The organism is Gammaproteobacteria bacterium, assembly GCA_013697705.1.
Taxonomy (GTDB): Bacteria; Pseudomonadota; Gammaproteobacteria; order UBA6002; family UBA6002; genus UBA6002.
Genome location: JACCWJ010000025.1, coordinates 58,329 through 81,643, shown reverse-complemented (window position 1 = coordinate 81,643; position 23,315 = coordinate 58,329). Strand labels below are relative to the sequence as shown.

The following is a 23,315-nucleotide window of genomic DNA, read 5'->3' as shown; positions in this document are numbered from 1 at the left end:
TATCTATAACGTTTATCTACTCCTAAGGGAGTTAGACCAGCGTGGCTACAGGGAAGTGTTTCGAGGATTAATAGCGGGTAATACAACCAGCTCCGGCACCCAGATTATTACAGGTTTTATCAACATCAGGGCAACAGTCTGAAGGAAACCCTGTGAGATCCTGCATAAATAGAATCCCGATGCTGTTACCTGCATATACATAGACCGTGGGTGGACGTGTAAAATTACTTCCGAGCACACTTGCATACTGACTACCTACAGCCCCTAAGGCCACTGCCACTGTTTGCCCAGTACTCAAGGGGTCATGGGTAACCAAAATACCGCCTGCACCAGTAGAAGTTTGAGATCCCTGCTGGGAAATAGCATCTGCAAGGCCGCTTAAAAAAGAGGAAGCAAATAATGTTCCATAACGTAACCAATAATGATTGTTTACGCAATCCGCCAAGGCCGTGTGAGCAGTTTCCGGATCAATGGCTACCGCATTAATTCCTAGGCTTCCCGGTTTTCCTGGCATATTCAATTTATTAAATGTGATTAAGACTTTCTTTTTGAGGAGAGTAAATTGACCAATTAATTTTCCACCCCGTAGTTTTCCCGAAACAATTTGAGCAATAACAGGACTATTCTCATCACTATTCACCGTACTTGTTAGGACGGCCATCATAATATCCCCCCCTTTTACGTAGGCACATTCCAATGTAGGGCCTCCAATAGCGACAGGGGAAGTGGTGGCCGTTTTTACAATAGTACCGGCAGATGTGGTGGTCGTCGTAGCCGTAGCCGCTACTTCTTTAGGCGGGTCACCGGCCACATACATCTGCGGAGCGGGGGGCGTCCAATTAGTGAACAAGGAATTTGCCTGAGACACCATCGAGGATTGTACCTGGGCCATTCTTTGCGTTTTTTGTTGATCGTTTAATTGTTGTTCTTGATTTGCCTGCAATTGAGCCAACTGAATTTCAGAATTGCCTACGGAGGGAATTGTAGCGGCCCCTGTTAACCCAACGGGAGATGGTCCCCCGATGCCAGCGCCTCGTAAATCGGCGGGCGTATAGCCTGCGGCTAATAGTGCATCCTGACTGCATCCTCGTCGCAGCAGGTCAGCAGCGGGAACCCCTTCTGCTCGCGCCTTTCTTAAGGCGTCCATACTACACTGATTCGCTATTTGAGCATTGGAATCGGCAATTTGAGCAGGGGTTAATCCTGCATTGCGTAAATCATCATCTCCATATCCCGCTGCCTTCAGCTCTGCTGGCGTATATCCAGCTGCTAATAAGGCAGCAGCACTACATCCTCTGCCGCGTAATTGCGCTGCAGTCACTCCTTGTGCCCTCGCCTGACGCAACGCTTCCACGCTACAATTCGGGGGTAAACCAGCAGAAGGCGCTAATAAATCCGCAGGATTAAACCCTCCTCGCAATAAATCCCCATTGGTGTATCCTGCTTTTTTTAGATCATCTGGGCTAAAGCCTGCATTGCGCAATGCGCCTGCCCCAAAACCCGCATTTCTTAAATCAGCAGGACTGTACCCGGCATTTTTCAGATCATTGGCATTTAATCCAGCCCGACGCAGCTGACCGGCAGTGAGACCTCCCGCTCTTAAATCAGCGGGACTATAACCGGCCGCTCTTAATTCTTCTGGAGTAAAACCTGCGTTATGCAAGTCTCCTGCTGTGTAACCCGCGGCCCGTAACGCGGCAGCGCCACAACCCAGTTTTTTGAGGGCAGAGGCGGGAATACCTTGCGCATGAGCTCTTCTTAAGGCGTCAATGCTACAATCTTTAGGTAAATTAGAGTAGGCTTGCCCTCCGATACCCGCAGCAGCTAAGGCATTTGGGTTAAATCCTGCATTACGTAGCTCAGCGGGTGTAAACCCCGCTTGCGCCAAAGCGCTCGGGCTATATCCCGCTGCGGCTAATTGACCCGCATTAAACCCTGCCTTCTTTAATTCAGCGGGCGTAAAACCTGCTGCTCTTAAGTCAGCTGCGGTATAGCCAGCATTTTTAAGATCAGTAGGGTTAAAGCCTGCGTTTGCAAGCTCTCCCGCAGTATAGCCAGCTGCCTTCAATGCTGCCAAGGAACAGCCCTTGCATCTTAATTCATCCGCCGTAACACCTGCTGCCCTCGCCCGACGTAAGGCATCGGGGCTACACTCCGGTCGGGTTACTCCGGCTTGAAACTCGCTTGGCCCAAAATAGCTGGTTCGTGTAATAGTAGGAACTGCACTGGTGCCCTTTTCTTCTGCAATTTGAGCCTGAGAAATGTTTTGTTGCTCTTGAAGTTTCACATATTCTGTTGAGGTGGTACCTACCCCAGGAATAGATTGCACACCGGGGGCTCCGGTTAATCCAACCACGGTAGGCACCCCCCCTGAATGTCTTTTGTAAACGAGATAACCTATCAATACCACCACGATGACAATTACAGATAAAAAGAAAATTACAGCCCGGCGCTTGGCGCTTGTTGAAGAATCCCTCTTACCGAATTTAAATCTTGCCATTATCAAAGTCCCTGAATTGTCAGCTTGACCATTTTGCCATTCTCAGACGCTAAAATTACCGGTGTAGGTAACATTTCATATGCGTGCATCCCATCTGCACTTGATAAGGTAGAAATCCATGCAGGTGAGAGGACGGTAAGACGTGTCCTTAGATAAATTTTTCCAGCAAGTAACCATACTGAACAATCTCTGCCAGGAATTTGTAGCGCCCGGCTACCTACAGGGGGGATTCCATTTAAAACATCTAATAAAATTGGATTCGACGCTCCCGGCAATACTTCAGGCATAGAAGAAGGCGCCGCATTGGGGCCAAGTGAGGGAATTCTTAAGTCTACTCGGTAATCAACAGCACGTTGCCCAGGCAACAAAGTCAACATTACGGGAGTTCCAAATCCGCGCAACATTACTGCAAGATTGCCACTTTTGTATTCTGTTATAGCTTGAACGAGTAACATATTACTCTTTCTGTCCCATTGAATATTGTAAGAACGTGGATCTCCTAAATCATAGGAATCTATAGGCCAAGGTGCTCCAGATGCATCTAAAAATACTAAGGACGAAACAAATCCCGCCGTTAAACGAATAATAGGGGGAGTAGCTCCACAAGCTAAATTCACAATCTTAGAAGAAGAGGTAGGCCGCGGTGGTATCCCCGGTGTTTCCCCCACTGCTCGTTGCGTATTACTAAATAAACTATGTAACGTACGAATTTGATCCGGAGTGAGCGGTAAAAGATTATCCGTTGTTTCACTAAATGCCTGATCACGCAGGTTATTTGCTTCGTTTTCTGGGGCATTAATTACGCCAGCACCGGGTGGAGCAGGCACTCCAGGAGGTAACGCGGGACCGGTCGTCGTCGTGGTAGTCGTCACATTTGTTTGTGGCGGTAGATTTAATGGAGGTGTTATGGGGGGCGATGTGATGCCCGTAGTATCTGTCGTAGGATTAGGATTAAAGGCAGGCGTGGCGCCAGCGGGAGTACTTGTCTGCTTAGCTTGGGTGACGGCTGTCTGCAATCGCTGCAATTGCTGTTGAAAATCGTTACCCTGAGACTGTCCATAGGAACCGATAGTATAAAGCAATACACTAATATATATCACGATACGAGTGAATTTCTTCATAGACTCATTCACAGCTGTTGTGGATTATGTTTGAGTTGGCACAAGATTTTGTCCCCCTGAAGTTTCAGAAGCGACAAAGGATGCTATAGCAATGCCTTTAGGAACATTCAAAGCTGAAACTCGAGTGATCAACATCGTCACAAGAATAGGCTGTTGAATAGTGGTGCTCGCACTCTCATAGGTGACTAATAACGGCATTTGCACCTTCCATGAATAATGATTATTTAATACGCCCCGATCTAGAATGACCGGCGCGCCCGTTGCTACCGCAGTAACAACAAGTTTTTTATTGATGACGGTTTCTAAGTTACGCGAACTTTGCAGGGCCGTTTCAAAATCATTCCAACCTTCAGGGGTAAAGAATTCTGAGGCATCCTGGAGTTCTTTTCGGTAAGTCGCAAAATTGTAAGTGTATGCTGCCACGGCTGCTTGATTGGCCCATTGTAATAAAGCTGAATCAGAAACCATGGGGGCTGTTAGAGGATAAATAGGCGTAATACGTCCATCTGCACTCGTTGCAAAATATTTTGGTTCAGGTCGATGGGTTGCTAGATAATAAATAATAGCGGAAAGTATTAGGCTAACAAGAATCATAAATAAGAGCGCAGTCACTACGCGTCGATAACTGTCACGATAGAAATTTTTGCGCATTTGTACGACTTCTAACGCCGAATCAGGCATCGCTCTCCTCCTCCCTTTGTTCTTATTTCTTCATAAAAGCACTATATCTATTGAATCTAATTCTTACAAGTTAAAGTATCTGTCCATTATCTAAGCCTACTCAACAACTTGGAGAGTAGGGAGGAATAAATCGAAAACAAATTTCAATGCGTCTGTTTTGAGATTGCCCCATGCAATTTGCATTAGAAGCAATTGGAAAATCTGATCCATAGCCTACAGCATATAATAAGCGAGCATCAATACCGTTGCACCAGAATGTTTTTGCAATCGTTTGAGCTTGTGCTTGAGTTAAAACAGTATTACGAAAAGGATCACATCTGCAGTCTGAATAGGCCGCTATTCTTACCGTCATTTTTTCATAACAAAAAATGAAATCACTCGCCACTTTTAAAATTGGGATAAAACACGGATTTAAATTAGCAGAGTCAGGATAAAACACTTTATCAGAAGGCAACACGACGGTGATTGTTTCTCCTACGTGTATGATTTTCACACCATGCTGGGTGAGGTAGGCGATGCGCCGATTACGCTCCGGAATAGTACAGATAATGGGCTCTTTACAAATTTGTAGGGTACATACTAAGGGGTTTGGACAATTAGGGGGAATTGGCTCGCCAATTAAACAAGGATTACAAGGATTAGTGCGACAATAACTACAGCTTGCTAATAGCACCGTCAAAAATAGACCACAAAGAACTGACCACAATTTTTGATGCATTCATTTATCCCTATGCTTAACCTTGATTACCAAAATAAGTTGCCCACCGCCGTCGTCCCACGATCAGTCGCGGGACGACGGCGGTGGAGCTAAGTTTTTGTTCAGAGCCAAGGCCATTTTTTATAATTATGATATAGTTAAGGATTTTATATTAAAGCTTTAAAATAGAAAGCAATTTTATTTATTAAGTGTGTCATATGCAAAAAATATCGCCAAAGCCTGCATTATATAAACCCTTTTTAAAGAGACTTATTAAAACGACCCCTGACCCCTTATCCTTTTTGGAATACTTATTAAGAAATGAGGACATTGTGCGTCTGCCAATGCTCAGGACCAATTATATCGTTAATGACCCAGAAGCTATCCATCATGTGCTCTTGGGTAATAAAGACAACTACACCAAGAAAGGAACTGGCTACGAAAAAATCCAAAGAATTATGGGCAAAGGTCTCCTTACCGCTTCAGGAAAAGAATGGGTCCAACGGCACAAACAATTCCAACCTCAGTTCCATGGCAAACCAATCACTGAATGCGTCCCCCTCATCCACAAATATACCCAGGCAATGTTAGAGAAGTTGCAGTTAAAAAAAGGAGCTTCCATTAATATTTCACAAGAGATGATGTCACTAGCAATGAATATCTCTTCAGAGGCGCTTTTGGGAATAAATATTTCAGAACATTCTCTCGAACTCGTTCGCAAAATTCATATATTAAATGATTATGCAGTGCGAAGCAGTACTCTCTGGAAATGGTTACCCACATTAAAAAATTTACGCTTTCAGTCAGTAAAAAAAGAGTTTAATGATTTTATTTTGACTCATATAAAAAATTCACTTGTTACAGCACATAAACCTTTGCTTCAGAGTTTACTCCACAAAAATTCAGCAGGTGAGTTCCTCCTCACCGACGAGGCTATTTTGGGAGAGGTAAATAATTTTTTCGTAGCAGGGCATGAAACTACGGGAAATGCTCTTAGCTGGACATTATATAATTTGATAAAGAACCCCTACGTCTTGGCTAAAGTCCAAACAGAAATCAAACGCAATCTGGGCCTTAACCTTCCTACTGCAGAGTCGCTCGATAAGTTTGCTTATTTGGAAATGGTGATTTCAGAATCACTAAGACTTTATCCACCGATTTGGATTTTTACGCGGCGCGCTATAAATAATGATCAATTATCAAACTACACCATTGCAGAGAATTCCATTGTAAACATCGTTCCCTATTTCATTCATAGACATCCCGCCTATTGGAGTCAACCCAATATCTTTTATCCGGAACGTTTTTCCAGTGAAGCAGTTAAATCACGACCTAAGTGCGCCTATATTCCATTCGGCTTTGGGCCCCGATTTTGTATTGGACGGCAATTTGCGCTGCTTAATATGAAGATAATTTTAATAATGCTGTTACAACGATTTGTGCCACATCTTCCTCAAGCAGACTATCAGGTTAAACCCGCTCTTTTAGTTACCTTAAAACCCAGTCAAGATATTTTTTTAAAATTGAATTAATTAGAAAGAATTGCGTGACTATTATTCATCGGAAGAAGTGGCATCACTTGCAGTCGCGGCCTCTTGCTTTTTAAGGCTAATTGTACCTACTAGCTGATTGATAACTTCTGCAATTTCGTCCCCTGTCGGCCTTAAATCCACCACAGGGGGATAATGCGTAGCAGACTGCATATCTTTAACTATTTCAGAAGCCACATTATTAGCATATTGTTCGGATTTCCCTAGCAACCGCTCAACATACCCTATCTGATCCTTTGTGGTACCGGGGTTTAAAATAGAAGCTTTAAACCGATCTTCATTATTGAGGAGAAGCGGCAATAAATATTCATTTACCCTTAGCGGTGTGAAAATGTTCAATTCATTCTCAGGCAGCGAAATAATCTCTTCTTTGACAGGAGCGACATCACGTTCATGATATGCCAGCAGCGCGGAGACCGCTTTTTCAATGGGAGGCACATTTTCATTGGCGTTGATTGCATCTGCTATTTTTTCTAAATCGTCATAGAGAGGAGTGGTGTCAGTAAAGTAACCCCCATTATGAATTCTATGCTCAAAGCTCCTAATATTTTTATCAAAACTATCCAATAAAGAATCCAACGGTCCATCTACCTTTAAGAATTGATTTAACCTCATTGCCTTAACAGGTTTAGGATTAGCGTAAAACATTTTGGCGCGAATAATAGAGGACTTGAAAAAAATATGTGCCTCACCTTCGCGTTGATCTTTCAAATCCATTAAATCAATGCGCGAACGTTTCTCTAATTGCGCACCCCGATTATCTAAATAACTATTTAATAATCCTCGGGCTTCAGATTGGAAACCACTTACGTGGGTAACATAGGCTTCCCCAGCAGTTTTTTGGAAGAATTCCCATGTTTGCATCGGATCTTCTAGTTTCATACAAATTTTAATATTTGTATTGGCCCCAATGGAAGCCGCTTCCTCTTTTGAAGCTTTTTCAAATGCCGGTAAATCTTGTCCTGCAAAAATTACTGAGAATCCCAAGGAACGGGCCTGTGCTGGAACTACAGCAAAGCCTTTCACAGCATAATAACCATACTCATCTAACACGCATAAAAATGGAGTTGCGGCATTGGTCGGCTTGCGCTGAATCAATTCATGGTATTTACCTTCGACTTCATCCCCTAAACCCGCTGCCATCATCGCTTTAAGCGAAGCAATAATTACTTTACCCAAGTTGGATAATTCATCGGGGGATTTTTCTAAGGCAGGTAATAACACCACCATAATACGCCGGTTCAACACGACGTCTTTAAGATCTACCTCTGCCAAATTAGTACGAATAATGTGGCCATAGGTATCTGCCAATGAACCGAATACCCGAGTCAACTGCATGGTAATAAACCCATGCTGTTCTAAAACCTGAGAAACTTGTTTTCCTTTTCGTTCTTTATTATAGCCAGGCAAGTTAATCAGATAGTTTGTAATAGGTTCGAGAATGCCCGGGGACATTCCCTCTAAACTCACCGGCTCTTGTCCATCACGGATAAACACTTTTTCGAGGACCATGGCTTCTATCCGATCTAACTGAAAATAATTTCGGATAGTATTCGCATCCAGCAAGATATAACCCGCGTCCCGCATTGCCACAAGCACCTTCATAATGGCTTCAACGAATACAATTGCACGGCCCTTCCACATGTCCCCGTCAGAAGATTGACCAGAGTCTGGCATTAAGCTCACCACTAATTGAGACAACATACTTGAGGAGCCAATAGAAAAGGGATTCATAGTATTAGAGAGTCGTGCTTTTTGTGGACCAATAATATCGCGCGCCCCTGTCATAAAGTTGATCAATAGCAAATCATCTTCGCGACCCATAGAACGCACCATAGAGAATATTTTTGCAAATAATGCATTATCCCCTTTACCGTCAATATAGATAAAGCCACTGCTTTGGAGGAGTGAGTTATAGCAGAGTGAAACTAATGCTTCTGTTTTACCACTACCGGTAGACCCGAAGATTAAAACGTGGGTACGCATATCTTCATTCGAAAACCACAATTCTAAGTTAGAGGACCGTTCATTACCAAAATAATAAATGCCGCGACCTTTGCGAGGTTTGTCACTTCCTGGAGGGGTATCATTGTAATCTTTGCGACCAGAACTTAAGGGTAAACGAAAAGGTAAGGTTGTTTTTCTTGTAACGGCAATAAGGAAGGTAATAACAGCAAACAGTAGCATCAAATCAGTCAGACCTGGAACAAAAAAGATCGCCACTGCCATCATAATAAGTGTAACGGCTACAGAGGTTGAGTTTTTGAAAAAATCGCCAACACGCTGCCCGAAAGTCCTCGTATCACGGATTAATTGTTGAGGATTTTGCTCCTGGCGTTTCTCTAAGCCGCGCTGTACAGTTTTCATCACTCATCTTCCGGTTCGTATTTCACTTCTTTAATCGCCCAGTCTAATGCTTTAACAGCTTCATCAATCATGGGGACCCGCAACGGTCTACCAAATTTTTTCTCTGCTAACCAATGGGCATAGGCACCTGACACTTCAGGAAAAGCAGTTTGCCTACCCACCGAATTCAACATATACCATAAAGGCCGATCAATAGGCTTAAGCCACAAAAACTCTGCCGTTGCTAACACCCCGTCTGTTCTTGCTAGCTCTAATAATGTGGCCATGAGGGGTAACATATAGGAGTGTCTTTTTTCCACATATTTTGCGAACTTAGAATTCTTATGTTTGGCAACCGTTTCAGCCACACCGGCAAAATTGAGTCTGTCCGAAGTAGCAGAAGCGCCTATTTGAGCCAGTAGTTTATCAGCTACTTTTCTGTCTTGATTCGCTCGTGCTAAGAAAATGGCATATAACGCCTGGATGTGCAGAGGGAAGGAGTCTATATCACGCCAGAACTGGCCCACTTGCAGCGACATCACTCGATAAGCAGCACCTTCATTGAGAGTAACAGTGGTTTTGCCATTCTCTTTATGCTCGATTAACAATTTATTCTTTTTTGCGAATAGCATTGGGGTAAGTGAAGTGGCCCACGGGCCTTCATCTAAATCTTTCTTAACAAGATCAGCTCGCATTACTGGAGTTATTTGGGGCCAAATGTGGTATTCGGACTTACGCAAGGTATCCATGCTATAAACATGCTTGAATCGCTCAGTGATATTAACAAAGTAGGTAATGATGGCCATGATGGTAATGACAAAGGCGGCGGGTATCATTAAAAATCGGCCCACATTGTTACTTAAATCCATCAATTGCTGCAGAGACATCCCCACGGGTTTAGAATTTATTACAGCTAAATCATTATTTAATACACCCACATTAGGTAGCGGGAGATGTAAGTAACCGGCCACAAAGGCGTAACTTCGTAACACATATTCTATCAAATAGATTTCGTAAAGACGGGCTTTTAGCACTCCAGCCACAATATACTCACGACCAAAAAACCAGGTTAAGGCAAGCCCTCCTACAATGAGAACAATCATCCATAAAAAATCAAGGGAGTTATCTGAACCTCCCCCTCCACCTTGTTGCTGTTGAGGTGCTGGCATTTTTTTACCCTTTATTCGTGATCAGGAAACTAATTGGTATTTAAATATTATAGTACAGATATCATCTACTATCTGATTTTAATAATAATTTTCCCTTTTTGAACAAAAATCTACGGCCATGATGCACAAATTCAAGAATATTGTGAGACACAAGACTATTCTCACGCAAGGTGAGTAATTCATGGCCCCATCTATCTTCGATAATTTTACCTGTGTAGGGCCGAATAATATCCGAGGGCTGTATTAAAATCGACACATAGCCTTCATTGGGGGAATTTTTGGAGCGTAGCATTTCTTCGATGTGCTCTTGAGTACGGTAGATAGGCCTATTAATACTGTATTCTTTAATACTTTTTAAAGTTGTTTCCCATTTCATCATATTAAAAGGGTCAGACTGATAGATAGATACATAAACGGAAATAAAGCCCTGCTTAATCTTGAGCTGATATTCCTCATCTTTGTATTTGATATGATTAGATTCAATCTGCTGCGATAGAGCCAAAGCTTGATCCAGCAGATCTTGATATTTTTTATGGGCGGTTCTTAAAAAAAGGCTAGCTTCCCAATTGCCACTTGCCAATAGATCTTGAAGTAATTCAATTAATTTATCGGTAATTTCCTTATAATGCTCACGACTGGCCATTAATACGTAGCCTTAATTGTTAAGGGGTATGCATCTCCGAGGAAAATTCTGGATGTTCTAACAGATTATCAAGCTCGTGAAGTCCCTTAGTAAAAATTGAGATGTTGTGGGTAATCAAATTAAAATTATCTCTAGAAGCTTGATCTTTAGTGCTTAAAAAAGGCAGTAATGGCTTTTTGGCTTTCTCTAAAGCCATGCTGAGATCTTTACCACCATCCAATATCTCACTCAATCTTTGTCGAATGTGATTTTCGGATAGGGAACCACCCATATCATTAGGTTTTTGAAAGAAAGCGCTCATATTAGTACCTATACTTTATAGTTATATGTTTTTGTGTAAATCCTAACTATCGGCTAAATCCCTTTTTGACTAGCTTCCATTCTATCGTGGTTGCCTTAACAAACTCTTAAAAGAAAAAATCCTCATATAAGAGTTATAAGTAAATAATTTCTTAAAAACAAGCTTTACAAAAAGATATAATTGACTACCAAAACCCGGTAGTTTAATCATACATTAATTCATCTAACGGCGTACGGTCACGGCTTGGGGCCGAAAACATCAACTCCGAGATGACATCGGCTATACAGAGTAAGCGAAGAATATTGGGCGTAATATCGTCAAAAGTCACCTTAACTCCTAACACGGATTTTTCAGCTTCATCAAATGATATACCAATACCATATCCCAGGCATAACGAGCATAGCTGGTCAGCCCGGCGCGCGATTGCAGGTAGTAACCCTGTCTCAGTGAACACTTCCTGATAGGTCATAGGCCTGTCATTGAAAGTAAAATTCGCATTGAGCTTTTTGGCTACTGCACATAATTGTTTCGTTAAATCCATATTAAGCCCACCAAGGTATAGCGGTTTTACGACGCCCTGCTATGGTTGCTCTCAGCCACCTCAGGAAGATAGAGACGGTAAAACCAAATCTAAGCAGCAAGCTGAAAAATGCCATTGCAATCATGGCGAGAATGAATGTCCATAAGCGCATATGTAACATCCAAAGCAATAACGGAAATACCGCCCTGGAGTCAAAGATGAAAAATTTCGGAAAACGGGCTGAATCGCGCCAACTCGCATCCGGAGAAGGCATTCTAGTTGCCATTGCATTCCTCTCACACTAAAAGATACTAAAAGTTTAGCTTATTCATGGATAAAGTCTACTCTGAGGACTTCGAGCGCTCCTTGACACAGCCTACCCTTCTTGGTTCAATAGCCTATGGAATAGACACCCCCCCGCCGGTAAGGACAATATGAACAAAAAACTACTTATCGTACTTATTATTACTTTTCTCCTTGTGGGATGTACCACACGAAAATATGTAGTTGCTACTAATAACGCTGTCCCCACCCTCCCTTACCAGTTAAATGCCGATGATGCTGAAATTAAATTAGCAGAGGCAGCGGTATCGGTGAGTAGATCATTGGACTCCTTAGCAGAAATTGAAAAAGCGGCCCATCCTTGCGTGAGATTACCTCCGCCAATTGATGCCCCTCGATTTGGATTGGCTTGTTTAGCATCGGTTGATTGGATAGGTCCAGTGGAACCATTACTACGTCGTATTGCAGATGCAACCCATTATTGCGTAAGAGTCTTGGGTAGACCTCCTGCAATTCCGGTGATTGTGTCAATAACTGCAAAGAATACTGCATTTGCAGATATACTACGCAACATTAGTTTACAGATTCATAAGAAAGCCTGTATCGTGGTTTATCCGAATAGTCGAGTAATAGAACTTAGGTATAATCCATAAAAAGATGAAAAAAAATATAACCCTAATCATTTTTATACTATTAGGATTGATTGCCGGCTGCCAAAATTGCAGAAAAGGTCAGCCTAGAGAACTCATTCATATCGCGGCGCTTAATAATCCTCGCGCTATTGGCAACATTGCCCCCCTTAGATTAAAATTCCTGACTGAAACCGCCACCCTCGTTGGCGCTCAAGGTGGTTTAGCCTGGCGCTCAGAACAGATAAACTGTGTATTAAGACGGCAACAAACCCAGTTGGATAACATTTACAACTTTAGAGCGCTAATGTTGAAAGACGATATCAAACCCCCTGTATTAGAAGAAGGGCGACAAGAATTAACGCAAGACTCCTGTGAAGTTATTCGCGCTGCAGATCAAATTTATAGGCTGGTCCGCCCACCCTGCTTTGTCACTGCTCCCCCAAACTGGCGAGAATATATATGGATGAAATTCTGCCAACCTGAACCCCCTGACGTCACCCTATTACCTAAAAACACCGACGAAGGTGCAGTGTGGAATTGCTATGTAAATATAGGCTGGCAACAAGGAATTGAGCAGGCGAATCAAATTTTCGCCGAAAATCTATCCCGATTAAAACGAGATTATAGCGGCATGGTTCTTTATCGAAAACTCCTCGCGCAAAATATGGTAACACCACCCTATGTTTCTAAGACGGAATTGGGCGTGACTGGTAATGGTGATGAAATTCGCATTAACGATAGAATACTCACCATATCCTCCACCTCAAAACTCAATCCTAACCCCGATACTTGGAAGCCCGTCGTGGCTAAAACAGGGCCAGGAGAGGTATGTTGTCCGGTGCGAGACAAACCGCCCCAAAGATGCGCTACAATTATTAGAAATACACCTTAGAGCAGTAAATGAATGTCGATAATGAGTTTAAAGAGCAGACTTATCCAAATGAACCCAATCGGTTCACTGCTTCACATTTGGAACCTCTATTAGAGTATTGCGTTAAACGTAATGCCTCTGATGTTATCTTCCAGACTAATGAGCCAGTATTAGTTGAAATTTACGGTCGGCTTCATAAAATCACTCATCGTAAACTCACCAATACTGAAGTAGGCGACTTGCTCAATTTCATGTATGGGCCCAATGGTACTACGCAACTATTAAGTGGTTCCGATGTTGATACTCATTTTGAGATACGTCCAACACGTGCAGACAGGTTTCGGTTTAGGGTCAATGGAACCGGCTGCCAGGTAGAAGGTCATGCTGGAATTCAAGTTACGCTGAGAACTATTCCGAATGAACCGCCAAAATTGTCAGAGCTAGGTCTGCCTCAAAGCATTATCGATGCCATAGCACCTAGAGACGGGGTAGTCTATGTAACAGGAGCGACCGGATCGGGGAAAAGCACTCTACTAGCCGCCATTATCCGAAGTATTGCAGAAGATAACCTTAGCCATCGTAAAATTCTTACCTACGAATCACCTATTGAATTTGTTTTTGACGCGATTGAAAAACCCACTTCCATCGTTGCACAATCCGAAATTCCGCGTAACCTTCCTTCATTTGCGGCCGGTGTACGTAATGCGTTAAGACGGACTCCCCGCTTGATTTTAGTAGGAGAAGCACGCGATATCGAAACAATGAGCGCGGTTCTTGAAGCAGCGCTCACAGGACATCCCGTCTATACCACCCTGCATGCCAACGGTGTCGCAGAAACCATTCGCCGCCTTGTCGGCACCTTCCCTCAAGAAGAACGGAATGGAAGAAGTATCGATATTATCGAAACGATTCGATTAATCATCTGGCAGCAACTTGCACCCACAGTAGATGGCAAACGGATGGCATTGCGAGAATTCTTGGTTTTCGATGAAGAGGTACGTGACAAACTGCTGAGCGTCAATCCAGAGCAAGCTACTGCAATGACTCGCCGACTGGTAAAAGAGCGCGGCCAACCTATGATAGTGGATGCTGAACGGGCTTTTAAGGAAGGGCGAATTTCAGAGCGGACATTCAACGTGCTTTCAGCAGGACACCGCAGTGCAGATAGGGATGCTGGCGTTTAAGCTGTAGCTGTAGTGCTGGATGTACCGGCAACCTTAGCAAATAATAAACAAGTGTTATCATGAAAATAATCAAAGCACGCTACGATTTACTCTTTTTCTTTGTGGTTCCTTTTTGCCTATTAACTACCCTGCTGTATTTCTTTTTTTTTGATGAACTGCAAAATATTGCCATGAGTCATTGGGCCTGTTTAATCATTCTCGTCTGCCTCCTATTTACCTCTAAGTCTAAACTTCATTTAGGTGAAAAAATAATTCCCGTAAATTTAAAATGGCTGCTTTCATTATTTCTCTGTCAGCTCATTTTGAATTTAGCACTTTGGAGTTTTGCTAAGGTGATGGGCAATAATTTCAATGCTATTCATTTCAGTCTGAGTGCGGGCTTATTTCCGTGGGGATTTATGCTTTTGTTCGCGCTAACGCTAGGGTTTTTTACTTATTATAAGCAACAGTCAGGGCTGCTCAGCACTGCCTACCAGCCCTTTTTTAAAAATAGCCACTTAGATTCGATTGGTGTGGCTGTCGACAGTTATATGCGCTCTATTTCATTTGCGGTACTGGTATTTTCATTAGCAATTATGGCGGTGAGCTTTATTCTACTGTTACAACAATCGTTTCATTTTACATTAGTATCAGGTACTAGTTTTAATTTGATGCTAGCGAGTGGCCTGTTATTTATCATTTGTTCTCATCCCTTATCGATAAAATTTATCCATTTCTTAATGTATCAGAAAGTGCCCCTAGCCATAATTTTATTAGGAATTGTCTTATCGATTAGCCTGCTTTATTCGCTGCTAAGTGTCATTATTTTGATGCTTCCAACCCCTTCAACCACGGAGTGGCAAGTCGGCACCCCTCATTCATTACCCGCTCATTTTAAAATTTTGCTAACTTTTTGGTGGCTAGGTCTAAGTTTTGTAAGTGGCGGATATATCGCTTTTATTTCTCAAAATAAATCGTTACGTCAAATTATTATTTATTCTTTTTTATTAAATATAGTCGGGTGGTTATTCATTTGGATGATGGAAAATATATCTGCTGTATCAAATCTTGTGCCGCTGGTGGTCGCAATCATTTGCAATGTAGTTGTTATTGCCTTAATCGCAGATAAACGCAATTTGACTTATTTTTTAAGGGCCACCCTTCCAACGAATAAACCGATCAAGATACGTTCAAGTTTTAGGTTTATTAAAATTATTCCGCTAGCAACGGTTACTTTGCTTTGCGCCTATTTTGGGATGAATGTGAGGCCATGGAGCTATTTGGCAGTATTATGTTTTTTGCCTCCCTTAATAATTATTTTAATTAGCTTAGTAAACTGGGGAAAAGCACTTACGACTTCTGCATAGGGCAAAAATTAAAAGTAGATGCATGGCAACGCCGCCCTCTTTGAGGACGACGCAGGGGAATTTCTCCTCGCAATTACTTTTCCCCTGTGGCTGAGGTTTGTTTATCGTTAAGCGATTTGGCATCTCTACGTCGTTTCATTGCTTTTTCAGCTGTACCCGCTGAACCGCTAGAAACACCCCCGCCTAATCTTTCCATACCGCCGGTCATCTGCTCAAATCCACCCTTAGCGCTTTGCAATGCTTCTTGAGCACCGGTGCTTTGTTCAGACACACCGAGCCAACGCATTACTCGATCAGGGATGACATAGATGAGAGAAAAAGATTGATTCACTACGGCGACCAATAACATACAGTACACTACTAAGATGGAGACAAACGCAAATAGGTTAAAATCACCAATGTCGAATACAATGCCAAAGAAGCCTGAATTTAAGAATCGTAGCACGACTCTAGATAAAATCATCCCTGCTACTAAGCCAATTACCATTAATACCGGTCTTAGAAAAACACTGAGTAACAGCATGATGGCTTGTTCACTTTTACCGAGCAGGTCATGGCCTTCGGGATGGGTAATTCCTAAGGCGACGAGCGGGGCAGCGACCATGGCTTCAATCACAGCAATAAGCCACCCGACCGCGGAAAAAACAAAAATGATAAACGGTATTAAGGGGACGTAGTACGCAAAGGTCGCTCCTAATACATAAAATATTAAAATAAAGGCGGTGAAGGTAGGCACAAAAGCCAAAATGGCATCCTCAACCCCGTAACCCAAGGGTTGCATACTTGACATTGCAGAAGACCCCACCCCCAGTGCAAATAGCCCTACAGTTCCCGATAACCACATGATCATCGCTAACGCGATAAAAAGTGTGCCGATTCTTTGAAGGATCAGAATTGGGTCACCCGTAGAGCCTCCCAATAGATTTAAGACCTCATGCAATGTTGAACTGATGGGCTCCAACATAAAGCCTAAAATTCCTCCACCTCCAATATTTAAATTAACTTTGCTTGACTGATCTACTTGACTCGCGGCAGCTCGAGCTGCACTCACATAAATACCCACCCCGCTGTGGCCCATTATGCTTGCTAAATGTGGTTTATCAACCTCAGGGCTAAAACCTCTAAGGGCACCCATATTGGTTACCTCAGGCCCCGGAGATTTAGCAAACGAAATATAATCGGGGGAGGCTGGGAATCCCGCGGGCTGTTGATCAATGGTCACCGCTACACTGGTGGCAGCAGTCACTTTGCGCTGCACATTGCCAAGAGCAAAATAATAGCGTCCCGCCATGATCCAACCTTGTTGTACCGCAGCCTGACCGTAGTCAACCATCATTTGTGAAGTGTATGAAGGCGCTCCCGCTCGAATGGGCAGGGTAATATTTACCCAATCAGCAGCCCCTCCCACTATTGCACTTTCTACTTGGGAGGGAAAATTATCACTATTGCCCTGATCATTACTTGGATTCACAATTTGCTTAGCATAGGAGTCAGTATCCAGCATAATTTGCTGGATGGCGGCCTTTAAAGTTGAGGCTTTAGCATCTGCCTGGGCATCGGCGTTCTTAACTTCTACGGTGCCAAAACTTATTTGACCACACGCATTATCTTGATCTCCATCTGATTGATATTCATTTCCCGGGAATCTCACATAACTATTAGCGACTCCTCCGTCAATTTTAACAGCGAAATAGGGTTTAAAATTTTGAATAAAATTTTGTTGCGGGAGAATGGGAGCAGCGGTATTGGTATTTGGGCTACTGGCTTGCTGCGACTGCTGCGCCGCTTTCAAATTCTGTTGATTTTTTTTCATCACTTTTTCGGCATCGTACATACAAACTTGCATTTCCAACACCGTGCCTACGAGATCAACCATCTTCGATGTATCGGTTGCGGGAGGGGTATACACTTGCCCGCCTTGCACTAAATAACCCAGCGCGCTGTACCAGGCCATGTTTGCAAACCCAGCCCCTTGTATCACGACCCACATCACAATTACTTGGATTGCTGAATAACCTGTGGTGCTTGAAGGCACTAAAAGACCCAAGCCAAAAACCGTTCGTATAGCTATCCACGCCGAATTCCATTTGCGGCCCATAAATTCACCTTCATGAGCGGTGTTTAGCACTGTCATGATAATGGTGTAAATTAAAAAGATGCCCGCTAAAACTAAAATACCGATATTAAAAACTTTAAAGAGTTGACCTAACATCTGGCCGCTGGTTCCATGAAGCACCGTGCCCACTGTGCCAAAAATCTGTCCTAAGTAATTTACCGATAAATCAGTGTACGATGGAGTAAATGAGGGATTAGTGGGAATACCTAGTTGAGAGCCTGCCCCCCCACCAATACCCGCGAAAGCTTGGGATAACGAATTTCCTGAAAAGGCATTTACTATCGAACCACCAATATCTGAGGTTGATTGGCTGAATGCGGCACTTGAAAATAAAATTAATGCTAAAGAGAGAAGGGTAGTTTTAATTGCCTTCATTTACGCTTACCTCGAAAGAGAAAATGTAACCAATCCTTAAACGAATTGCCGAGCGTCCTGGTCTTTAATTGGAAATACCAAAAATGTTCGCGATAGGTAAAAGCCGCCATTAAGGCAGTAATGAGCAATCCTAGGATCATTCCTAAATGCCCATGAATAATCATATATAGGGAGTAAATGAAAAATATGAGCGTGGCGGTGAAATAGATAATACTAAGGATGAGACAATTTCTTTTTCGTTGTTGAATATCTTCATCAGTAAGATGGAGTCGAGCTTTTGCTTCTTCAAAAGTTTCAGTGCGGACGGGCGGGCGATGAATTCGCATATCTTTTATCGTCTTGACGATAGCCTCATAATTCGCCCACAATTGACCGAAACCCATCCATCTTGGAAAGTTTACAAAAGGCTTTACTACGCGACCGACCCTTTTAGTCACCTTCATTAGAATCCCTCACTTAACGCAAAAAGATATACAATCCTCCATGATACTAGGGAGGGTACGTATTGTCATTTTTTTAGATATTCTAGTATACTAATTTTTTTTCTTAGATGATTTTAATATGCCTGATCTAAGTAATGAAGCCGTCCACCAATTCTGGTTTGAATACAAAGACCCGATGATCTATCGTGTCATCAGTTTCATGGAAGGTGTAGAAAATTGGACACTCGATGGTGACCCCGCCTTAGAAGCTGCCATGGCAAAATTGGGTGAGACCTTAGAAGATATTGGTAACATTGACCTGCAGCAAGAAGATCCTTTCATTCAAGTCGCCACCTTTATTAAAGCAGGACGCGCATTACGCTTACTACAGTGCATGGATATAGCTTATCCAGGCGCTGCATCAAAATTATTGATGCATGCAGAAGAAACCAGTCAAATCACTGATGATGTTCCCGGCTTATTCTTGCGAAGAAATATTGTCTTTGAAAGACTAAGATTATTGGGAAGAGTTTTTTCACCAGAACGTTTTTCACTTGTGCTTAAAGCTTTGGAGGGTGATGAGCATGGCTAAGAAGTTAATTGCCATATTATTAATGATGATAGTTATGCCCTCGTATGCCGATGTTTATACCGATGTGCAAGACTGCTTGAGAGGAGGCTCCTCTAATACGGGTAACTCAAAAGCAAGTTGCGTTCAATCAGTTATCAACAAGGAAGAAGGGAATCAAATAACAAAAATGTTTCAAGTTTATTCCAATTTTGTCAGTCAAGAATTAAATAGTGGTGCAGCTGGATCTACGGGAGGAAGTCAGGGAGGAGGTGTCAATACAACACCTGCGCCTAGAGTATCACCGCCCCCCCCAGCGATAGTTACCCCACCCCCACCACCTATATCGCAGACGCCTAATCCAGCGCCACAAAATCAAGGTGGAATTAAATATTATTAAGCCAGGAACTTTCGCATGAAAATAACATTTTCTTATTTGAAACAAAGCATCGCTGTTTTTGTAATCGCTGTCTTTAGCCTCTCTTATCAGTCCGCTAATGCTCAAAGCCCGGGTGATATTATCAAGGCACTGAATGCAATTCGAGCGAGTCTTGACGGTATGGTAAATACCGCTGCTACCTATATTTTTCAAACTCCTTCAAATATAGGCAACGAAGTAGTCACAAATAATACGTTACATAAAACCGCAATTCCGACGGTTGTGACAAATGTGAAGGCATTGAATGATCAAGATATATTAGCGGGTTTAGATCCTCAAACCCAAAACCTAGGATTAAATTTAACTAAGCTGGCTGCCATTCAAGCAAGTGATACCGTGGTGCCTAGTATCACCCTGGGAGGAATACCCGTTCCTTTTTACTCCTCCTCCGTACAGTCCAATATGCAAAAAGCACTCATTCAAGGTAATGAAAATTTCAACTTTACCTCTTTAATTGGTCCCCTCTCTTATAGTGACCAAAATTCACAAAACATCGCATTGAATTTTATTCATTTTATGTCAGGGTATGCCACTCCGGTTTCCACTTTTAATCTTAATAGTTTTCCGGAATCACAACTCAGTTCGAAACAAAAATTAGATATTCAAAACTCGGCCAATTACCAGTCATTCCAAGTTCAACGACGACAAGTATTAGCACAACAATCGGTGATACTTAATAATTTATATTGGATGTATCAACGAAGGTTACCTATCAGCACAATACAAGCAGGGGATACCGGTTTGGGTGTTGCGAATCCCAGCGTTGCTCAAATTGAAAATTATAATGCCACCTGGCGAGCCTCCTCTCCCACTTGGTATACACAAATGTCCACCGCTTCTGAAACCAATGTGCAGCGAGAAATGTTATTCGTGTTAGCAGAATTACAAGCTCAAGTACATAGGCTGCATCAAGATAATGAGCGGATGATTGCATTAATGACCATTAACCAATTGAGCAATATTCAAGCTTCAAAACAATTGTTAGCAATCTCCGAAAAACAAGTTCAAGATAATATCAATCAGCTTATGAAAACTAATGCCGACCAAGGGACTTCGACCCAAAGCACCGGTCAAGTACCCGCGGATCAGCAGAAGGTTCAAGCAGACCGCCTCAATCAAGCGAAAGAAAGAGCGAAAGCTGAAGAAAAAAGCAGAAATCCTTAACGGCTAGCGATCTAGCTGCAGCAGATAATTTTTAACTGCCGATTCCAGACTTGAGAAAGGATGTTGGTAACCTGCTTGACGTAACAAACTAATATCGGCTTCGGTAAAACTTTGATAATGTCCCTTCAAATGATTCGGAAAAGGTATGTATTCAATGTTACCTTTTCCAAAATAATCGAGCACAGCATTTGCTACATCATTGAAACTTCTACTTGTACCTGTTCCTAAATTGAAAATACCACTTGCCTGCTCATTATCTAGAAACCATAGGTTGGCGGTTGTAACATCATCAACATACAAAAAATCTCTACGCTGCTCGCCATTCTCATAACCTTCACAGCCTTCAAATAATTTTAGGGTACCGCTCGATTTAAGCTGATGATAAAAATGAAAGATGACACTCGCCATGCTGCCTTTGTGATCCTCTCCTGCACCAAAAACATTGAAATAGCGCAAGCCAACTATCTGGCTATTACCTTGATTTAAAAAGCGACGCACATAACGATCAAACTGAAGTTTGGAATAGCCATACACATTGAGTGGCGATTCATATTCAGGCAACTCTTTAAATGTTTTTGTTAAACCGTATACAGCGGCACTTGAAGCATAAATTAAAGGGATTTTGGCATCCAAACAGGCATGAAGAAGTGTTTTAGAATATTCATAGTTGTTTTCCATCATGAAACGACCGTTCCATTCTGTCGTCGTTGAACAGGCCCCCTGATGAAAGATAGCTTCGATGTTAGAAATAAAATTTTGATTTTGTAATTTAGTAAGAAAGTTATCTTTATCTAGATAATCTGTAATTTCACAATCGACGAGATTTTTGAATTTGATTCCATCAGTCAAGTCATCAACCACTAACACATCACTATAACCGCGCTTATTAAGACTTTTCACCAAATTACTGCCAATAAAACCTGCGCCTCCCGTCACTACTAGCATATCGATTCCTCCATACGTTTTATGGTAGCAGTTGATGAGTAACCTTCAACAAAACTTAAAATTTTCACTTCGCCACCATTTTCTAGCACCTGTTTACTACCTGCTATATCAGGGATACTGTAATCACCTCCCTTGACTAATATATCGGGTAACACACGCGTAATGAGTCTTTCCGGCGTATCTTCAGAGAACGAAACCACCCAGTCGACACAACGTAGGGCCGATATTAATATCATGCGATCTTGCAGCGTATTAATCGGTCTATTATTGCCTTTTAATTGTTTAACAGAGTTATCATCGTTAATAGCCACAATTAGTCTATTACCCAAACTACGTGCTTCTTCTAAATAAGTAATATGCCCTGCATGCAACACATCAAAACAGCCATTGGTCATGACAATTTTTTCACCATGTGCTCGAGCATCCTCGATAGCAATAATCAGATCATCTTCATGCAGAATTCCTGAATCGCTACCATGTTTACGTTGTAATGTTCTACGCAGCTCTGGGATTGATACCGTGGCCACGCCCAATTTTTTAACCACAATACCTGCTGCTAGGTTTGCAAGAATACTCGATGTTTCAAAGTCGCACCCCGACGCTATACTTGCGGCAAGCACCGAAATAACAGTGTCTCCTGCGCCACTGACGTCATAGACTTCTCTGGCATGAGCTCGTAAATGAACAGGCAGGGCATCCTTTAATATCAGAGACATGCCGTCCTCTCCTCGAGTGACTAACAGCCCTTCAAGATTATGCTGGTTAATGAGTAGTTGAGCTTTTTTTACTATCTCTGCTTCGGAGTGACAATGGCCCACAACTTGCTGGAATTCCTTTAAATTAGGCGTAATGAGGGTGGCATTTTGGTAGCAAGTGAAATCGGTGCTCTTGGGGTCGACGAAGATAAATTTCTTTGCTCTGCGCGCTGCTTGAATCATATTGGCCACAGCGACTAACGTTCCCTTACCGTAATCTGAAAAAATAACCGCATCTACTTCTGCAAGGAAGCCTTGAAATGCTTTGTTTAAACTATCTTTTTCAACATAATGAAACTCTTGCTCGAAATCTAATCGGATGAGCTGTTGATTGCGACCAATAACGCGGAGTTTGGTGATCGTAGGTAGCTCTGGGACACGCTGTAAATGGCAATCAATGCCTGCATTCGATAAAGCTACCTCCAGAGAATTCCCCGCAGAGTCATTACCTATGATGCCCAGTAATTTAACTTTGCAACCCAGGCTTTTTAAATTTAAAGCGACATTTGCTGCTCCACCGGGTCTTTCCTCGATATTTTGCACATGCACAACGGGTACCGGAGCTTCCGGGGAAATACGGTTTGTAGCTCCATGCCAATATCTATCCAACATGATATCGCCCACCACTAAAATAGTGATGTCTTCGTACTTAGGAATCTTTATTGTCATTTGTTTCCCGCGATGTTAT

At 42.5% G+C, this 23,315-nt stretch carries 22 protein-coding genes; 8 read left to right on the top strand and 14 right to left on the bottom strand.

Translation table 11 applies throughout. The features are described from left to right. Positions 1-67: 67 nt before the first annotated feature. The 4 genes from H0U71_05755 to H0U71_05740 form a co-directional block, all read right to left on the bottom strand. Positions 68-2,500: a hypothetical protein gene (locus H0U71_05755; protein MBA2654553.1), complete on the bottom strand. Its 2,433-nt coding sequence runs from the start codon at positions 2,498-2,500 to the stop codon at positions 68-70. 2 nt (positions 2,501-2,502) lie between these two features. Beyond that, positions 2,503-3,621, bottom strand: a complete 1,119-nt coding sequence (locus tag H0U71_05750) for a type IV secretion protein IcmK (protein MBA2654552.1) — start codon at positions 3,619-3,621, stop codon at positions 2,503-2,505. A gap of 24 nt (positions 3,622-3,645) precedes the next feature. Next, positions 3,646-4,302 (bottom strand): type IVB secretion system apparatus protein IcmL/DotI, encoded by a 657-nt coding sequence (locus tag H0U71_05745; protein ID MBA2654551.1) that lies wholly within the window; start codon positions 4,300-4,302, stop codon positions 3,646-3,648. Between the two features lie 100 nt (positions 4,303-4,402). Then, positions 4,403-5,020 carry an OmpA family protein gene (locus H0U71_05740; protein MBA2654550.1) on the bottom strand — a complete coding sequence of 206 codons (618 nt, stop codon included), beginning with the start codon at positions 5,018-5,020 and terminating at the stop codon, positions 4,403-4,405. Positions 5,021-5,217: 197 nt separating this feature from the next. Here H0U71_05740 and H0U71_05735 point away from each other — a divergent pair, with 197 nt between their 5' ends. Beyond that, entirely contained in the window at positions 5,218-6,531 is a 1,314-nt protein-coding gene (locus tag H0U71_05735; GenBank protein MBA2654549.1) for a cytochrome P450, read from the top strand. A gap of 21 nt (positions 6,532-6,552) precedes the next feature. Here the strand turns inward: H0U71_05735 and H0U71_05730 are convergent, their stop codons facing one another. The 6 genes from H0U71_05730 to H0U71_05705 all read right to left on the bottom strand — a co-directional run bounded on the left by H0U71_05730 (position 6,553) and on the right by H0U71_05705 (position 11,802). After that, on the bottom strand, positions 6,553-8,916 hold the full coding sequence (locus H0U71_05730; GenBank protein ID MBA2654548.1) for a TraM recognition domain-containing protein: 2,364 nt from the start codon (positions 8,914-8,916) through the stop codon (positions 6,553-6,555). Continuing rightward, complete coding sequence (gene icmP / locus H0U71_05725; GenBank protein ID MBA2654547.1) at positions 8,916-10,064, bottom strand: type IVB secretion system coupling complex protein DotM/IcmP; 1,149 nt, start codon at positions 10,062-10,064, stop codon at positions 8,916-8,918. The genes H0U71_05730 and icmP overlap by 1 nt, the downstream gene beginning before the upstream one ends. Before the next feature lie 61 nt (positions 10,065-10,125). Next, a complete protein-coding gene (gene icmQ, locus H0U71_05720) occupies positions 10,126-10,707 on the bottom strand; it encodes a Dot/Icm secretion system protein IcmQ (GenBank protein ID MBA2654546.1) in 582 nt (193 codons plus the stop codon). A 19-nt stretch (positions 10,708-10,726) separates the two neighbouring features. Next, positions 10,727-11,008: a hypothetical protein gene (locus H0U71_05715; protein ID MBA2654545.1), complete on the bottom strand. Its 282-nt coding sequence runs from the start codon at positions 11,006-11,008 to the stop codon at positions 10,727-10,729. 202 nt (positions 11,009-11,210) lie between these two features. After that, positions 11,211-11,549, bottom strand: a complete 339-nt coding sequence (locus tag H0U71_05710; protein MBA2654544.1) for a type IV secretion protein IcmS — start codon at positions 11,547-11,549, stop codon at positions 11,211-11,213. A 1-nt stretch (position 11,550) separates the two neighbouring features. After that, the gene (locus H0U71_05705; protein ID MBA2654543.1) at positions 11,551-11,802 is read right to left on the bottom strand and encodes a phosphoesterase; all 252 of its coding nucleotides are present in this window, start codon (positions 11,800-11,802) and stop codon (positions 11,551-11,553) included. A gap of 160 nt (positions 11,803-11,962) precedes the next feature. On the opposite strand from H0U71_05705, the gene dotD reads away from it, so the two are divergent. The 4 genes from dotD to H0U71_05685 are packed head-to-tail and all read left to right on the top strand — an operon-like array spanning position 11,963 to position 15,843. Next, on the top strand, positions 11,963-12,463 hold the full coding sequence (gene dotD, locus H0U71_05700; protein MBA2654542.1) for a type IVB secretion system lipoprotein DotD: 501 nt from the start codon (positions 11,963-11,965) through the stop codon (positions 12,461-12,463). 4 nt (positions 12,464-12,467) lie between these two features. After that, the gene (locus tag H0U71_05695; protein ID MBA2654541.1) at positions 12,468-13,334 is read left to right on the top strand and encodes a type IV secretory system conjugative DNA transfer family protein; all 867 of its coding nucleotides are present in this window, start codon (positions 12,468-12,470) and stop codon (positions 13,332-13,334) included. A gap of 8 nt (positions 13,335-13,342) precedes the next feature. Further along, entirely contained in the window at positions 13,343-14,497 is a 1,155-nt protein-coding gene (gene dotB, locus H0U71_05690) for a Dot/Icm type IV secretion system ATPase DotB (GenBank protein ID MBA2654540.1), read from the top strand. Positions 14,498-14,556: 59 nt separating this feature from the next. Next, a complete protein-coding gene (locus H0U71_05685) occupies positions 14,557-15,843 on the top strand; it encodes a hypothetical protein (protein MBA2654539.1) in 1,287 nt (428 codons plus the stop codon). Positions 15,844-15,916: 73 nt separating this feature from the next. On the opposite strand, the gene H0U71_05680 is transcribed toward H0U71_05685, so the two are convergent. Both H0U71_05680 and H0U71_05675 read right to left on the bottom strand, forming a co-directional pair. Further along, a complete protein-coding gene (locus H0U71_05680) occupies positions 15,917-18,334 on the bottom strand; it encodes a DotA/TraY family protein (protein ID MBA2654538.1) in 2,418 nt (805 codons plus the stop codon). After that, entirely contained in the window at positions 18,331-18,777 is a 447-nt protein-coding gene (locus H0U71_05675; GenBank protein ID MBA2654537.1) for a hypothetical protein, read from the bottom strand. Before H0U71_05675 ends, H0U71_05680 begins: the two co-directional genes overlap by 4 nt. A 118-nt stretch (positions 18,778-18,895) precedes the next feature. Here H0U71_05675 and H0U71_05670 point away from each other — a divergent pair, with 118 nt between their 5' ends. The 3 genes from H0U71_05670 to H0U71_05660 are packed head-to-tail and all read left to right on the top strand — an operon-like array spanning position 18,896 to position 20,927. Beyond that, positions 18,896-19,348 carry a phosphoesterase gene (locus tag H0U71_05670; GenBank protein ID MBA2654536.1) on the top strand — a complete coding sequence of 151 codons (453 nt, stop codon included), beginning with the start codon at positions 18,896-18,898 and terminating at the stop codon, positions 19,346-19,348. Next, positions 19,341-19,724 carry a hypothetical protein gene (locus H0U71_05665; GenBank protein ID MBA2654535.1) on the top strand — a complete coding sequence of 128 codons (384 nt, stop codon included), beginning with the start codon at positions 19,341-19,343 and terminating at the stop codon, positions 19,722-19,724. The genes H0U71_05670 and H0U71_05665 overlap by 8 nt, the downstream gene beginning before the upstream one ends. Before the next feature lie 15 nt (positions 19,725-19,739). Continuing rightward, a complete protein-coding gene (locus H0U71_05660; protein ID MBA2654534.1) occupies positions 19,740-20,927 on the top strand; it encodes a hypothetical protein in 1,188 nt (395 codons plus the stop codon). Positions 20,928-20,930: 3 nt separating this feature from the next. Here the strand turns inward: H0U71_05660 and rfaD are convergent, their stop codons facing one another. Both rfaD and hldE read right to left on the bottom strand, forming a co-directional pair. Continuing rightward, positions 20,931-21,872, bottom strand: coding sequence for an ADP-glyceromanno-heptose 6-epimerase (gene rfaD / locus H0U71_05655; protein ID MBA2654533.1), 942 nt, complete (start codon positions 21,870-21,872; stop codon positions 20,931-20,933). Further along, positions 21,866-23,296, bottom strand: a complete 1,431-nt coding sequence (hldE, locus tag H0U71_05650) for a bifunctional D-glycero-beta-D-manno-heptose-7-phosphate kinase/D-glycero-beta-D-manno-heptose 1-phosphate adenylyltransferase HldE (protein ID MBA2654532.1) — start codon at positions 23,294-23,296, stop codon at positions 21,866-21,868. The genes rfaD and hldE overlap by 7 nt, the downstream gene beginning before the upstream one ends. Positions 23,297-23,315 lie beyond the last annotated feature (19 nt).